We start from the raw sequence: 16,812 nt of genomic DNA, 5'->3' as shown, positions 1-16,812 counted from the left end.
ATAGAAATTATATACATTTATTGATTCAATACATTTATATTCAAATTTAAAATTTATATACCCATACATTATTAATTTAATTTTTCAACAATTTTTTTATCATTAATATAGTTAAACTCCTTGGAACTATCTTCTTTAACAAATATTAAAATTTTAATATTTAACTAATATCTTAATTTATTTTATTATTCTTTCATTTTTTCACAAACCTTTAAATAACTTATCCTTACCGAAAATATTGTTAAACTATTATTAAATCAATTATTATAGTATATTAAAAAAAGATTAATTTTTATAAATTTTTTTAAACTTCAAAAGAAAAATGTCGTAATTACCCTTATTAAATATTTACATAAATATTATAAAAAACAAAATTATAATTAATGTACTTAATAAAAATTTTATATTTATAGATTCTAACTATTATAAATATAAAAGGTAAACCCTAAAAAGATCTACCTTTTAGGATCTTATTTATTTGAACTTAATTTCTTAATTTTTTTACTTCCAACTAGTACTATTGGTATAACTACTATAAATATACAAGCATATCCTAAATACTTATATCCCTTACTTACAATAGTGTCTAATCCTAATGCAGATACTATTACACATAATATCATTAAAACTGTAGTTACAATAAAGTCTCTTTTCACTCCTGGTTCCATAGGAAGCTTTTCTCCATAACGGGATACAACAGAAAAAGCAAAAGAAACATTAGTACTCATAACCGCAAGTAAAACCATTAATACATAAGAAAATAATAATACAGAAGATCCTACTTTCTCCGCTACAAAATAGTTTGGTAAAGTTTTAGTTACTGATTGAGGGTACGCAAATAATAAAAATACGATGCCTAAAATAAGTAATGTATTTAATATTACCCCTAAAATAGCTGCCTTTTTGGACTCTTTTTTTCCTTCTATTCCTTGAGATACAGAAACTGCATTAGCAATATTTCCTGCTGATTGGAAACCAGTATAAACAACTGCCATAGCTATAGCCTTCCAAGGTGAAGTATCACTAAAAGATTTAGTGCTCCAATTACTTGAAAAATTCCCCTTTGGGGAAAGTAAGCCTAGTACCACCATAGCTATTAAACAAACTATTATAAATATAGTCATAACAGTTGATGAAGAACGTACTAAATTAGCTCCATACATAGATAAAAGTATAGTAATTACAACTAATATTATACTTCCTATAAATATAGGTAAACCTATATATTCTTTTAATACTTCTGCTCCCGTAGCTATACATCCTCCTACTACCATAAGAACAGTTGCTATAAACGTAACTTCAAAAAATGTTGAAAATATTTTCTCATATGGATGAAATAAACTATCTGTTAATTCCCTAAAATTTTTCACCTTAGTTATACGTGCATATTCTATAGAACAGTAAATGCAAAGTCCCATTAATATCATTGCTATAACAGGAGTTATAAATGCCCATTTACCAAACTCACTATAAAAAACTGCAGTCTGTTTACCTGATGCTACTCCTGGACCACAATGGGCACCAAACCATACACTTGCAATCCCTAGATATATAGGAACCCCAGACTTTTTTGTTTTTGTTTCATTTTTCTTATCTTTATTATCCATTGACAAATTCACTCCCCTTAACATATATATTATTGTAACTAATTCCTCTTATATAATATATTTGTTATTTTTTTAACTATGTTAGCTAATATATATTACAAGAAACAAAATAAGAAGATTCTCGTTTTATTCCTTGTAATATATTTCATTACTTGAATTATACAGCTTTAGATTCTTTAATCTTTTTTATTTCTTCAATTAATATTGGTACTACTTTATATAGATCACCAACTATTCCATAATCAGCTATTTCAAATATTGGTGCATTTTCATCTTTATTTATAGCAATTATTACATCTGAATTTGACATACCTGCTACGTGTTGAATAGCTCCTGATATACCACAAGCAATATAGATTATTGGTTTTACTGTAGTTCCTGTTTGTCCAACTTGATGTGAATGATCTATCCATCCTATATCAACAGCTGCACGGCTACTGCCTACTACTCCACCTAATAAATCAGCTAATTCTTGTAATAATTTAAATCCATCTGCATCTCCAAGTCCTTTACCACCAGATACTATAAAGTCTGCATCAACTAAAGAAACTTGCTTTTTAGAAGATTTAATTATTTCTAAAACTTTAGTTCTTATCTCATCTTCACTTAAGGTTACTTTTAAATTTATTATTTCACCTTTATTATCTTCATTAAATTGTGCCTTTTCCATAACTCCAGGTCTTACTGTAGACATTTGTGGTCTATGGTTTTTACATACTATAGTTGCCATTAGGTTTCCACCGAATGCAGGTCTAGTTTGTTTTACGTTTTTAGCTTCAGGATCTATTTCTAATTTTGTACAATCAGCTGTAAGTCCAGTATCAACTCTTGCTGCAATTCTAGGAGCTAAATCTCTTCCGATATGAGTGGCTCCAAATAGAACTGATTCCGGTTTATATTCATTGATAGCATCTGAAATTACTGTTGTATAAGCATCTGTTGTATAGTTTTCTAATTTTTTATCATCTGCTACATATACTTTATTTGCTCCATATTTTACTAGTTCTTCCGCTAACGCTCCTACATTATCACCTAATAAAATTGCAGATAAATCTGTTCCTATTTCGTCAGCTAATTTTTTACCTTCTCCTAATAATTCTATTACTACTGGAGTAAGTTCTCCTTGTCTTTGTTCAGCATATACCCATACACCTTTATATGCACTTATATCTTTTTTTACAGCTTTTTTTTCTTCTTTTTCTATTGCATCAAATGGACAAGCTTCTACACAAGATCCACATATTGTACACTTTTCATTTACTTCTGCTAATCCGTTAACTACATGAATAGCATCAAATGGGCATTGCTTTTCACATATACCACATGCTTTGCATTTTTCTTTGTTTATATTAATAGCCATAATAACCCTCCCAAAACTTAAATATAATGTTTAGATTGAAGTTCTGTTACTAATTTTCCTACCATTTCTTCAGGTGTTCCATTCAACATAACACCTTGTTGTTTTTTATCTGGTGCGAATGATCTAAATACTGAAGTTGGAGAAGCATTTAAACCTACTTCATCTGGAGTAACATCTAAATCTTTAATTGTAAATATCTTAATATCTTTTTTATATGCATCTACTATGCCTCCAACAGTCATATAACGAGGCTCATTTAATTCATTAATGGCAGTAATTAAAGCTGGCATAGATTTAATTTGAACTCTTTCATATCCATCTTCTAATTGTCTATCTACAATTAGTGTATTTTTATCTTTATTATAATCAAAGCCCATAACATAAGTTACTTGAGGGATATTAAGTCTTTCTGCTATTTGAGGTCCAACTTGAGCTGTATCGCCATCTATTGCTTGTCTCCCAGCAAATATTAAGTCATAATCTCCTACCTTTCTTAAAGCTGAAGCTAAAGCATTAGATGTAGCCCATGTATCTGCTCCTGCAAAAGCTCTATCCGTTACTAATATAGCTTCATCTGCCCCCATTGCTAAACATTCTCTTAACATATAAGATGAAGATGGTATTCCCATAGTAAGTACTGTAACTTTTACATTTTCATATTGATCCTTTAATCTTAATGCTTGCTCTAAAGCATTAGCATCATCTGGATTTAATATAGCAGGCACACCTTCACGAATAAGGGTTCCTTTTACAGGGTCTATTCTTACTTCATTAGTATCTGGTACTTGTTTTACACATACAACTATTTTCAATTCGTTCACTCCTTACTTTAAAAGATTTGACGCTATTACCATTTGTTGAACTTGAGAAGTTCCTTCATATATAGCAATTACTCTAACATCTCTATATAATCTTTCTACCTTATACTCTTTTATGTAGCCATAGCCACCATGTATTTGTAATGCATCATTTACTATTTGAATAGCAGATTCAGCCGCAAAGTATTTTGCCATAGCAGCCTCTTTGTCTGCTTTTTCTCCTTTATCCATTTTGTAAGCAGCATTATATACTAATAATTTTGCAGCATTTAATTTAGTTTCCATGTCAGCTAATTTAAATTGAATAGCTTGGAATTTAGCAATTGGTCTATTAAATTGCTTTCTTTGTTTTGCATATTTAACCGCTTCATCTACAGCAGCTTGAGCTATTCCTAGTGCTTGCGCTGCAACTCCTAAACGTCCAACACTCAAAGTCTTCATTGCAGTTATAAATCCTTTATTTATTTCTCCAAGTATATCTGACTTATGAACTTTTACATTTTCTAAAATAATATCACTAGTTGGACATCCAATCATACCCATCTTTTCTTCAGGTTTACCAAAAGATACTCCTTCTTGTTTACTATCTACTATAAATGTAGTAATTCCTTTTGTTCCTTTACTCATGTCTGTCTTAGCAAATACTATAATATTATCTGATATTGGAGCTCCTGTAATAAATGTTTTTCTTCCATTTAATATATAATAATCTCCATCTTCTTTAGCAGTTGTTGCAATAGCGCCTGCATCTGATCCAGCTCCTGGTTCAGTTAAAGCAAAAGCTAATTTCTTTTCACCTTTAATCATTGGTTTTAGATATTTTTCTTTTTGTTCTTCTGTACCAACTAGTAAAAATGGTGTTCCAAGTAATGAGTTAGGTGATGATAAATATATTCCAGCAACGCCAGAAGCCCTGGATATTTCTTCCATTATAGTTACATAAGCTCTAGTATCAGCCCCTGCACCGCCATATTCTTTAGGCATTTTTATTCCAAAAAATCCAAGCTTAGCCATTTTGTCGATGACTTCTTTAGGGAACTCGGCAGTTTTATCCACTTCGTCTGCTATAGTTTCTATTTCCTTTTCTGCAAAATCCCTTGCTAATTTTCTAATAAGTTCGTGTTGTTCTGTGAAAATCATCATATCCCTCCTAATATTTTAAGAATTTCTATTAGCTTATATAAATATAAACATTGATTTTTCTCTAGATTAAAATATTCTATTTAATTTTAAGAAAAATCAATGTTATTTCTTATACTAAATACTTAAATAATATGCTAAAGTGTTTCTGCAAAAGCTTGAATTGCAGTTCTAGCTTGTTCATAATCTTTCATTTGCATATCAGTATCTATTATTACATGTGGAATTTTTGCTTCTTCAAAATCTTTTTTCATTTGTGGATAATCATATTCTTCTGGGTCACAAAATTTTGTCATGAAGAATATAATTCCATCCGCTTTTCTTTCCTTTGCCATCTCAACTATATTTTTGCCTCTTGTTCTTTCTGGATCGTATAAAGTACTACATTCTCTATTTGCAAATTGTTCAGATAATCTATCCAATGGAGTATCTGCTTCTGGTATCAATGTTCTATATTGTCTAGATTCATGAGCTATATCATCCCCAACAATAGCTATATTATTTTCTTCTAAGATTTTTAATAAATCTTCTGAATCAGCAATTATTCCTGTAGTTATAACTCTTTTTCCTTCAAATGGCTTACACTCTATTTTCCTTATTTCATTCATCAGTTCTTTAACTTTTTCAGTATGTTCCCCTTTATCCATAAAATAAGCAGATTTCATAACATAATTTCTCTTAGTTGGTGATATTATACCTGGGCATTCTGATGCTAACTTTGAAAATTCATTCATTGTTTTGCTATGTTCATTGTACATTTCTATAGCTTTTTCTAAAGATTCATCTGTAAGCTTATTACCAGATATCTTTTCCAACTGTTTAATATTCATTTTATATTGACTGTTTAAAAATTCTTTTCCAGCCTTTAGTTTTCTGTTTTGTGGAATAGTTACTGGAATAAATTCAATAGTATCAACAGTTAGTTTAAAATTTTGTCCCATACACTTTAAAGAGTCACAATAATTAGGAATCATCATTCCAGATAACATATCATATTTTCCATTTAAAGCGTCTTCTAAAGTTGTTTGTAGTATTGAACAAATAAATGCTGGAAAATATGTTTTAGCTTTTGAAAGACTTGTATTAGAACCCCATACTCCAACTGGGAACATTCCTAATGCTACTATGATTTCCTCTGGATTATATAAAGGCATACACCCTATAGCCTTTTTACCAGTTTCCTTCATATATCTTTCTATATGTTTCTTAGGATCTTCTACTATGTCCTTAAACTCGTTAAACAATTTATCTACATTTGACATATTATTCAGCCTCCTTTTTAGCAACCATTACTTCATTAAGGCCTTGTATTCTAGTATCATACTGTGCCTCTGAGAAGTTTCTTGGATCTGCTTGGTCACCATCAAATGAAACTACTGGAATTCCTGTTTCTTTTTCTAGTCTTCTTGATAATTCATATAAGAATCCGCTCCATAATTTACAACTTCTATTTATATGAACTACTGCACCTTCTGTATTAGTGCTTTTAACAGCATTAACTCTCATCTTTAATGCATTTTCAAAACTAATTGAATTTGGAACTTTATTATAAGCAGCCATTAATTCATTAGTGTTTTCATATATAACTCCAAAAGCTTCCGCATATACAGTTGCAGTTACATTCATTCCATACTCACTAAGAACATTTAACTTATGTCTTAAATATGGCCAACAAGCAATTCCTTCAAATAATATACGTTGTTTTTCTTCTCCCCTATAAGTCGACTTTCCTGTTTTAACATTTTCCTCATATTCATCTGCTAACATTTTAAAAGCTTTTGCAGCTTCCTTTGTACCTCTTGCACAAACAGCTACTGCCATATGGTTAAATAAATCAAAACCACTAAATGGAGATGGTTTATATTTTGCATAAGATGCAGCTCTTAACCATTGTTTTGAACTTTCTTGAGATATTTCCATAACTTCTTCGAATTTTTTATCATCCCACTTTTTGCCTGTTATTTCTTCAAGTTGTTTTATTGCATGTTCAAATTGTCCTCTAATATATTTAACCCTATCTTCGGAGATAGTATCTTCTGTGTTATATGGAATATCTATTAAAATCATTGGTATGTTTAAAGTTTTAGCTATATGTTCATACCATTTAATCATTTGATTGCATATATTATTACAGCAAAGTACGAAGTCTGGCATAGGTATTGGTTGATCATCACTATGTCCTTGATCCATAATAGCCAAGTTTACTCTTGCATAAGCACATACATCATTTGAGAATCCCATCGCCTCAGCATGTTCACACATTTTTTGTCCATTTCCTCTTGCAGCTACTACTGCTGAATGGTTTTCTGGATAGATAACTTTTAACCCTAATGTTGTAGGTATTTCTTGGGGAAAGTTAGATGCACACCAGCCCACCTTTTCTCCGTTTTTCTTTGCTTCAAGAGCATCTTCATAATGCTTTGCAACAATTTCTCTAAGGTAATGCTTTGCTTTTTTTTGTTTTACCTCATTTTTCTTATCAGTCATGCTTTCTATCCCCTTTCTTTTTTAAAACTTTCATAAGCATATAGACTTGCCCCCAACGCTCCATTCAATTGGGAATTTTTTGATACATAAATATCTGTCTGTAATTCATCTTTCATGGCTTCAACTACTCCTACGTTTTTAGCAACTCCACCACTCATAACTACTAACGCTTCAATACCATTTCTTTTTGCAAGACTAGCCACTCTTGATGCTACAGATTTACAAATTCCTGCTACTAAATCTTCTGTTGTAACACCTCTTGAAAGTTGAGAGATAACTTCTGATTCTGCAAACACTGTACAAGTAGAACTAATAGTACATGGATTTTTGCTTTGTAATGCTTTCTTTCCCAGTTCATCAACTGGAATTTCAATTACTCTAGACATTACATCCAAAAACCTCCCTGTTCCTGCAGCACACTTGTCATTCATTATAAAATTTAAAAGTCTTCCACTTTCAGCTAATTTTAATACTTTAATATCTTGACCACCTATATCAATCACTGTCCTTGCTTTAGGATTGTCAAAATATACACCTTTTGCATGACAGCTTAATTCTGATATTTGTTTGTTAGAAAACTCAAAATTATTTCTTCCGTATCCCGTAGACACAATGTACCCCAAATCTTCAATAGATAAATTTGCTTTTTTTAATACTTCATCTACTGCCCTTTTAGGCCCACTTGTTCCTGCCCCTACATCTACTATAGCCTGACTTATAACTTCTTTTCCATTTTTCAATATTACTGTTTTAGATGCAGTAGAACCTATGTCCACTCCCATGGTATAAATATCTGCCATTATTTTTCATTCCTTACCATAACATCTTTATTTTCAATTAGTTCCCTAATTTGATCATCTGTATATCCCATTTCTTTTAATACTTCTTCAGTATTTTCTGCTATTAATGGTGCTTGATTATATTCTGGTAATCCTGCTTCTTTAAAGAATACTGGAAGTCTTACTAATGCCCTTTCATTACCAGTTGGATATTTCATCTTGTATAAATAATCATTTGCCCAAGCTTGTTCATCTTCTAATATATCTTCCCAAGTTTGTGCTATAGCAAACGGAATATCTGCTTCTCTAAATATTTTATCCCATTCATCTTTTGTCTTTGTAGCCATTTGTTCTGTAAGTATCTTACTTACCTCTTTAACACGTTCAGCATTTAGATTTGCTATTTTGTTATATCTTTCATCTCCAACTAAATCTTGTCTACCTAAAGCAGTCATAAATCTATCATAGAAAACATCATATGGAGGCATACATACTTGAATAAAATATCCATCCTTAGATTTATATGAAACTATAAATGGATTAGGAGTTTCTTGACGATTTATTGGATATACTAAACCATGATCTGGGTATTGAGCAGCTTGTATCATAATACCTAATGTATACATTGCACTATGCATTAAACTTACTGTTACCTTATCTCCTTTTCCTGTTGTTTTTGCTTTATATAAAGCTCCTGCCATACCTGCCGCTAAGAACATACCAGCTTGATGATCTCCAAGTCCTGGAACAACATTTGGAGGCACAGTTCCCTTTTCATAAATAGTACCTGAAATACCACCTCTTGCAAAGAATGAAGTATAATCAAAGCCTGGAAGATCTTTATCAGGACCTTTTTCGCCATAACCAGTTATTTGGGCATAAACTAACTTAGGATATTTTTCTTTTAATGTTTCATAATCTAAACCTTGTTTAACTAAAGCTTTAGTTCTCCAGTTAGTTAATAATATATCTGCTTCTGCTAACATTTCATGTAATATCTTTTTACCATTTTCACTTTTAAGATTTATAACAACTGCCTTTTTATTTGCATTTTCTAAATCATAAGTAGTATTTTCATTTTCAATTAATGGTCTACCTTCAGATGGAGCTGTATATCTTAAAGGATCACCCTTAGGAGATTCAATTTTTATTACCTCTGCACCACCATCTGCAAAAAATCTTCCTGCTGCAGGTGCAGCTATAAAATTAGCTAATTCTATAACCTTTACTCCTTCAAACATGTTTGTACTATTTCCCATAAAAACTCCTCCTTAAATATAATTTTTTCTATTAAGTTATATGAACATTAATTTCTCTTAAGTAGAAAGAAATCAATGATATAGACTAAATCAATTTATAAACATTTACATAATTAATAACAATTAAATATATCAACTTATATATACCTATGATTAATTAATGAAATCTATTAGTGCTTTAATTAATTTTTGAAATTATTTTTTAATTCACATTTTTTAACTTTCCCTGTATCTGTTAAAGGGAATTCGTTATAAAATTTGATATACTTCGGAACTTTGTAATGAGCTAATCTTTCACTCATATATTTTTTTATATCCTCTTTATTTAAAGAACTATTTTCTTTTAAGATAATACAGGCAGCTATTTCCTCCCCATATCTTTGATCTGGAATTCCTATAATCTCTGCCTTTTGTACTTCTGGATGTAATAATAAATTTTCTCTTATTTCTTTAGGATTTATATTTTCTCCACCTCTTATAATTACATCCTGAATCCTTCCAGTTATATGATAATATCCTTCCTTATCTATAAAACCTAAGTCACCAGTATGAAGCCATCCATCTTCATCTATGGTCTTATTAGTTAATTGTTGATTTTTATAATAACCTTTCATTAAGTTGAACCCTCTAACACATATTTCTCCTACATTGTTTACAGTTACTTCTTTTTTAGAAACTGTATCGAAAATTTTCATTTCCACATAAGGTAATGATTTGCCAACAGTAGTGTATTTCTTATCTACAGAATCTGCCTTTGTAGTTTGGGTGCATCCTGGAGAAGTTTCTGTTTGTCCATAGGCAACTTGAATATCCTTTATATTCATTTTTTCTAAAATGCCATCAAGCAATTTTTTACTAACAGCTGCCCCCGCTATTAATCCAGTTCTTACACTTGAAAAATCTTTCATATTTACATTAGAATTCTCTAATACTCTACAAAACATAGTAGGAACACCATGTAGAACTGTGCATTTGAATTGTTTAACAGAATTTACAAGAGGATCTATCTTATAGGATTCTACTAAAACCATAGAACATCCACTTCCAATACATAAAAGTATTCCTGCTGACAAACCAAAACAATGAAAAAATGGAACAACTAAACATAGTTTGTCCTTATGTGTTATATCTAAACTATTCCCTGTAATATAGGAGGTATTTACAAGCGAATAATGTGTTAACATAACTCCCTTAGGAGCACTTGTAGTTCCAGATGTAAATTGAATATTAACTACTTCATCTGGTTTTACTTTATTACAAATTAATTTAAAATCTTCTTCTTTAATATTTTTACCTAATGAAATTAAATCATCTATATTTGTATATTCTGGACGTTTTTTATCTCCAAAATAAATAAAATGCTTCATTAATTGTGGTATCTTAGATATACCTTTATTATATCTTTCTTTAATCTTCTCAATAATATCTATATAGCTTGTATTATAAAATTCCTCCATAAATGCTATAGCTTTAGCATCTGCCATGGCTAGAATCTTTTCTACTTCATCTAACACATAATTAGTATTTAAAGTTACTGTACATACACCAATTTTACTTGATGCTAAAAAAATGTATATCCATTCTTTTTTGTTTGAACCCCAAAGTACTAAGTGATCACCTTTTTTTAATCCTAAAGCTATCATTCCTTTGGCTATATCATCTGTAATTTTATCAAGCTCACTCCATGAAATATTTTTGTGCATTTTCAAAGATTGAATAGCAATATCATTCGGGAATTTTCTACAAGTATTTTTAAGATAATCGCCTATTGTAATATTATAAAGTCCCATAAATACACCTCAAATTCTTTAAATTTATTAATAAAAAATAAAATAAACATTTGCATAGTGTAATAATTTTTTTTATATTGCATTTATTTTTTATTTTCTGTCTTTTCCATCAAGACCAGATTATCACATTGTTTTATTTTTGTCAATTGCATTTGTTTTATTTTTGTCAAATTATATTGTTTTATTTTTGTCAAATTCGTATTATTTTATGGGACTTTGTTGAAAAAAATATCTTTTAAAGTATAATATTGTTTTATTTTGGAATTTTTCGCCGTATATCTCCCTACTGTTTAAAACGTTTAAATTCATTAAAACGTTTTCATTAATAGATACCATTTTTTAAAAAAATAATATTTTATATTATGTTATAAATAATTAAAAATTCTCATGATTTACATTCTTAGTTTCTTTGCTCTTTCCATAAATCATAAATATAATTCCTAAAACTACAGCTGGTAGAATCCAAGGAAACCCGCCTTCAAAAAGAGGTAATTTTTTCACAACTTTCATAGGTCCACCTAATAATCCTGTAGCATCATTTACATTTATAACAAAACTAACTAAAAATGCCCCTAACACAGCCCCTGTGTAAGTATTACCGTTAGGAATGTACTTATCAAATAATGTCATAACAATTAAAACTATTATTACGGGATAGATAGTAGCTAAGATTGGAACTGCTATATTAATTAAACCTTCTACACCAATTAAAGATAAAAATAAACTACATAAAACAACAGCTATAGACATGAATTTATAAGAAATTTTTCCTTTACTTATACTATTAAAATAATTCGCAGTAGTGGCTGTAAGACCTACAGATGTTGTTAAACAGGCTAAAGATACTACTATTGAAGTGGCAACTGCTCCTGTAGTTCCAAAAAGTTTAGTTACTAATCCTAATAACAAATCAACTCTACTAATACCTGGTTTAAATAAATCTCCGCCTGTGGCTCCTACATATGTTAAACCACCATATATAAATAGTAATAGAGCACCAGCTACTAAGCCAATTTTATTAGTCATAACTTCTTGATCTTTTCTTTCTTTATATCCCCTATAAATCAAGTCTGTTAATACTATTCCAGACATAAGGGATGCTCCTAAAGCGTCCATAGTCTGATAACCTTCCCTAAAACCTAGTAAGAAGAAATTATTAGGCTTGGGATCTATCATTGGTGCTATAGGCTTTATTATACTTTTTATTATTATAACAGTTAGTATAATTAATAAGGCAGGTGTTAAATATTTTCCGATTTTCTCCATAACGCTATTCTGATTAACAACAAAAAGATAGGTAAGAATAAAAAATATAACAGATGTAATTATAATAGGTGAATTGGGCATAAAAGGTTTTACTGCTATTTCATATACTGTAGCAGATGTTCTAGGAATTGAAAATAAAGGTCCAACAACTAAAATACATAATGCTCCTAAAGCTTTTGCAAAAGTAGGACTAACTCTTTTGCCTAAGTCTTCCGCCTTTCCTCCAGCCTTAGATGTTGCTATTACACCTAAGATTGGCAGTACCGGATCTGTGAGAAGAAATCCTAACGCAGCTAGTGGCCAATGTTTTCCTGCAGCCAATCCTAAACTAGGTGGAAAAATTAAATTCCCGGCTCCAAAAAAAATAGCAAACAGTGCGAATCCTAGTACAAAAACATCATTAAACCTTTTTTGTTTTGTCATTTTTCACACTCCTTTTTAATTTGTTTATTTTTTATCAGTGTACCATAAAAATACATGCAAGTCAATAAAAACGTTACATCCCACAAAGCCTTAAATTATGCGGTTTATAATATTTTTTTATAATATATATTATATAATATTATTGAAATAAATATAACAATTTTATTATTTTTTCTGTATAATTATTACTATTCTTTTAATATAAGTTACTCCATCTTAATACTTTGTTGTACTTTTTAACATACTTTACTGGTTTATAAGAAATATACGATTAATTATATATACTAAAAAATAACAATAATTGTTAATTATAAGATTTTATTTTTCTATATTTATTAATTAAATAAAATAAACCAAAGATTCAAAGTCTTATTTCAAGCAAAAAAGTGTTTATGATATTTCTTTAATTTAAGAAATATCATAAACACTTTTTAATATATTTCACATGTATATATTAAGCTATTAATTATATCTAAATAAATTTATTCCCACTCAATAGTTGATGGTGGTTTTGAAGTTACATCATAAACAATTCTATTTACTCCTTTAACTTCGTTAACTATTCTTCTACTTACTTTATCTAGTACTTCATACGGAATCCTTGCCCAATCTGATGTCATAGCATCACTTGAAGTTACTGCTCTTAGTCCTACAGTATGACAATAAGTTCTTTCATCTCCCATAACTCCAACTGATCTTATGTTAGGAAGACAAGCAAAATATTGCCATATCTTTTCCTCTAATCCTGCATTAGCTATTTCTTCTCTAAATATAGCATCTGCTTCTCTTGTTATGGCTAACTTTTCCTCTGTAACTTCCCCTAAAACTCTTATAGCTAAACCTGGTCCTGGGAAAGGCTGTCTCCAGACTAAGTTATGAGGAATTCCTAGTTCTTCTCCTACAGCTCTAACTTCATCTTTAAATAAATCTCTTAAAGGCTCTATTAATTTAAATTCCATATCCTCTGGAAGTCCACCTACATTATGGTGACTCTTAATTGTAGCTGACGTATCTGTTCCACTTTCAACTATATCTGGATATATAGTTCCTTGAACTAAAAAGCTTATATCCCCTAATTTTTTAGCTTCTTCTTCAAATACTCTTATAAATTCTTCTCCAATTATTTTTCTCTTTCTTTCAGGATCACCTACGCCCTTTAATTTTCCTAAGAACCTATCTTGAGCATTTACTCTAATTAAATTCATATCAAATTGTTTTTTAAATATACGTTCAACTTGGTCTCCTTCGTCTTTTCTTAAAAGACCATGATCTACAAATATGCATGTTAATTGCTTACCTATAGCCTTATGCACAAGAACTGCTGCAACAGATGAATCTACTCCACCAGATAAAGCACAAATAACCTTCTTATTTCCAACCTTTTCTTTTATGCTTTTTATTTGTTCTTCTGCAAAAGATGACATAGACCAATCACCTTTTAAAGCACATATTTTAAATAAGAAGTTTTTAAGTAGTTGTTTTCCAAAAAGAGTATGTTCTACTTCTGGATGAAATTGCACACCATATAAATTCTTTTCTTCGTTCATCATAGCTGCACAAGGACATTCATCAGTAGTAGCTATAATTTTAAATCCTGCTGGAACTTTTGAAATATAATCTGTATGACTCATCCAACATTGATCTTTTTCTTTCATTTCACTAAACAATAAATTATTATTATCTAATTCAACTTCAGTTTTTCCATACTCTCTTTTATCAGGACTTGTAACTTCTCCTCCTAAAGTATATGCCATAAGTTGATCTCCATAGCATATACCTAATATAGGAACACCTATTTCAAATAATTCTTTTTGAACTCTAGGTGCCTTTTCAGTATACACACTGTTAGGTCCACCGGTGAATATAATCCCTTTGGGATTTTTTGCTTTTATCTTTTCTACTGAATAAGTACTTGGTATTATTTCACAATATACATTATTATCTCTTACACGTCTTGCTATTAATTGATTATATTGACCACCAAAATCTATTACTAATACTAGTTCTCTACTCATAAGTTCCTCCTTTATTGATTAACACTGTAATTAGGTGCTTCTTTAGTTATTGATATATCATGTGGATGACTCTCTCTTATTCCTGATGAAGTTTGTACTACAAATGTAGCATTTTCATATAAATCTTGCAATGTAGCTGCTCCTAAATATCCCATACCAGAACGTATTCCACCCAGCATTTGGAATATAGTATCTGCAACTGGTCCCTTATAAGGAACCCTTCCTTCTACACCTTCTGGAACTAACTTTTTACTATCTTCTTGGAAATATCTATCCTTACTTCCACAAGCCATAGCTGCTAATGATCCCATGCCTCTATAAACCTTGTAACTTCTTCCTTGATATATTTCTGTTTCTCCTGGAGATTCTGCACATCCTGCAAACATAGAACCCATCATAACTGCTTTTGCTCCAGCGGATAATGATTTAACTATATCTCCTGAATATTTTATTCCCCCGTCAGCTATAATTGAAACTCCATATTTATTAGCTTCTTCAACACAATCCATAATTGCTGTAAGTTGAGGTACTCCTACTCCTGCTACAACTCTTGTAGTACATATAGAACCTGGTCCTATACCAACTTTTACACAATCTGCTCCAGCAAGTATTAAATCCTTAGTAGCTTCTGCTGTAGCTACATTACCAGCTATAATTTGTATTTCAGGATACTTATCTTTTATTCTTTTTACGCCTTCTATAACTCCCTTAGAGTGACCATGTGCAGTGTCTACAGTAATTAAATCTACATTAGCTTTAACTAAAGCATCTACTCTCTCCATCATATCTTTAGTAACGCCTACAGCTGCACCACATAAAAGTCTACCTTTTTCATCTTTAGCGCTATTAGGAAATTTTTTAACCTTTTCTATATCTTTAATAGTTATAAGTCCTCTTAAATTATTATTATTATCTACTAAAGGTAGCTTTTCTATTTTATGAGTTTTTAATATTTCCTTTGCTTCTTCAATAGTAGTATCTTCTGGAGCTGTTATAAGATCTTCCTTTGTCATAACTTCTTGTATTTTTTTCTTATAATTAGTTTCAAATAATATATCTCTATTTGTTATTATTCCTATTAATTTACCCGCCTTAGTTATAGGAACTCCTGATATTCTATATTTGCTCATAAGATCTAATGCATCTTGTATAGTATTATTTGGTGAAAGATAAAAAGGATCTGTAATTACTCCATTTTCTTGTCTTTTAACTTTATCTACTTCATTTGCTTGTTGTTCTATAGTCATGTTTTTATGTATAATACCTATACCGCCTTCTCTAGCTATTGCAATAGCCATTTTAGCTTGAGTAACAGTATCCATACCTGCACTCATAAGTGGAATATTTAATTTTATCTTTTTAGTTAGTTGAGTTTTTAAACTAACTTCTTTTGGTAACACCTCAGATTTATTTGGAACCAAAAGTACATCATCAAAAGTATATGCTTGTTTAATTATTTTTGCCAAAACTATCATCCTTTCTTTAAAATATATAAAAAAACATATCAATTCCCTACTTACTATAACTATAAGTGAAAATTAATATGCTAAAAAGCTATATTAATAATCACTCATAGTCAGAAATTTAGGGTTTCCGGTAGACACTCCCAACCATATTTTGGGGATATATGAGTTGAATCTTTTATTGCATTATTTCTATTTAAAGAAATAAAAAATTCTTTTTATTAAAAATATTTGTTAGTATTATACTTCATAAAAAGAATAAATTCAATAGCAAATATGCTTTATAGCTAAAATATATAAATTTAGCTATAAAATTATAATTAAATAGCTGTTTTTTCGGTTTTTTTAAATATTTTTTAAAACATTATTGACGTATTTGATTCAACTATCTTATTATTTGTAATA

Annotated in this window: 12 protein-coding genes and 1 riboswitch; all 12 genes read right to left on the bottom strand. The window is 30.0% G+C overall.

Annotation, left to right across the window (positions count from 1 at the left end; translation table 11 throughout):
* Positions 1–470: 470 nt before the first annotated feature.
* On the bottom strand, positions 471–1,607 hold the full coding sequence (locus tag BN1711_RS02155; protein WP_129582113.1) for a YkvI family membrane protein: 1,137 nt from the start codon (positions 1,605–1,607) through the stop codon (positions 471–473).
* Between the two features lie 157 nt (positions 1,608–1,764).
* Positions 1,765–2,967: an electron transfer flavoprotein subunit alpha gene (locus BN1711_RS02150; RefSeq protein ID WP_050606561.1), complete on the bottom strand. Its 1,203-nt coding sequence runs from the start codon at positions 2,965–2,967 to the stop codon at positions 1,765–1,767.
* Between the two features lie 17 nt (positions 2,968–2,984).
* Complete coding sequence (gene etfB / locus BN1711_RS02145) at positions 2,985–3,779, bottom strand: electron transfer flavoprotein subunit beta (RefSeq protein ID WP_050606560.1); 795 nt, start codon at positions 3,777–3,779, stop codon at positions 2,985–2,987.
* A gap of 12 nt (positions 3,780–3,791) precedes the next feature.
* Positions 3,792–4,925 (bottom strand): acyl-CoA dehydrogenase family protein, encoded by a 1,134-nt coding sequence (locus BN1711_RS02140; protein ID WP_050606559.1) that lies wholly within the window; start codon positions 4,923–4,925, stop codon positions 3,792–3,794.
* A 137-nt stretch (positions 4,926–5,062) separates the two neighbouring features.
* Positions 5,063–6,187, bottom strand: coding sequence for a phenyllactyl-CoA dehydratase subunit FldC (fldC, locus tag BN1711_RS02135; RefSeq protein WP_050606558.1), 1,125 nt, complete (start codon positions 6,185–6,187; stop codon positions 5,063–5,065).
* Position 6,188: 1 nt separating this feature from the next.
* Entirely contained in the window at positions 6,189–7,412 is a 1,224-nt protein-coding gene (gene fldB / locus BN1711_RS02130; RefSeq protein WP_050606557.1) for a phenyllactyl-CoA dehydratase subunit FldB, read from the bottom strand.
* Positions 7,413–7,417: 5 nt separating this feature from the next.
* Positions 7,418–8,212 carry a phenyllactyl-CoA dehydratase activase FldI gene (gene fldI, locus BN1711_RS02125; protein WP_050606556.1) on the bottom strand — a complete coding sequence of 265 codons (795 nt, stop codon included), beginning with the start codon at positions 8,210–8,212 and terminating at the stop codon, positions 7,418–7,420.
* On the bottom strand, positions 8,212–9,450 hold the full coding sequence (fldA, locus tag BN1711_RS02120; RefSeq protein WP_050606555.1) for a 3-(aryl)acryloyl-CoA:(R)-3-(aryl)lactate CoA-transferase FldA: 1,239 nt from the start codon (positions 9,448–9,450) through the stop codon (positions 8,212–8,214). The genes fldI and fldA overlap by 1 nt, the downstream gene beginning before the upstream one ends.
* A 182-nt stretch (positions 9,451–9,632) precedes the next feature.
* Positions 9,633–11,240: an AMP-binding protein gene (locus tag BN1711_RS02115; RefSeq protein ID WP_050606554.1), complete on the bottom strand. Its 1,608-nt coding sequence runs from the start codon at positions 11,238–11,240 to the stop codon at positions 9,633–9,635.
* Between the two features lie 375 nt (positions 11,241–11,615).
* A complete protein-coding gene (gene brnQ / locus BN1711_RS02110; RefSeq protein WP_050606553.1) occupies positions 11,616–12,929 on the bottom strand; it encodes a branched-chain amino acid transport system II carrier protein in 1,314 nt (437 codons plus the stop codon).
* 482 nt (positions 12,930–13,411) lie between these two features.
* Entirely contained in the window at positions 13,412–14,944 is a 1,533-nt protein-coding gene (guaA, locus tag BN1711_RS02105) for a glutamine-hydrolyzing GMP synthase (protein WP_050606552.1), read from the bottom strand.
* A gap of 11 nt (positions 14,945–14,955) precedes the next feature.
* On the bottom strand, positions 14,956–16,410 hold the full coding sequence (gene guaB / locus BN1711_RS02100) for an IMP dehydrogenase (protein WP_050606551.1): 1,455 nt from the start codon (positions 16,408–16,410) through the stop codon (positions 14,956–14,958).
* 87 nt (positions 16,411–16,497) lie between these two features.
* Positions 16,498–16,595, bottom strand: a riboswitch (purine riboswitch).
* Positions 16,596–16,812 lie beyond the last annotated feature (217 nt).

It is taken from the genome of Clostridium niameyense (assembly GCF_001243045.1).
Lineage (GTDB): Bacteria > Bacillota > Clostridia > Clostridiales > Clostridiaceae > Clostridium_F > Clostridium_F niameyense.
This window is presented reverse-complemented; position numbering and strand designations above follow the sequence as displayed.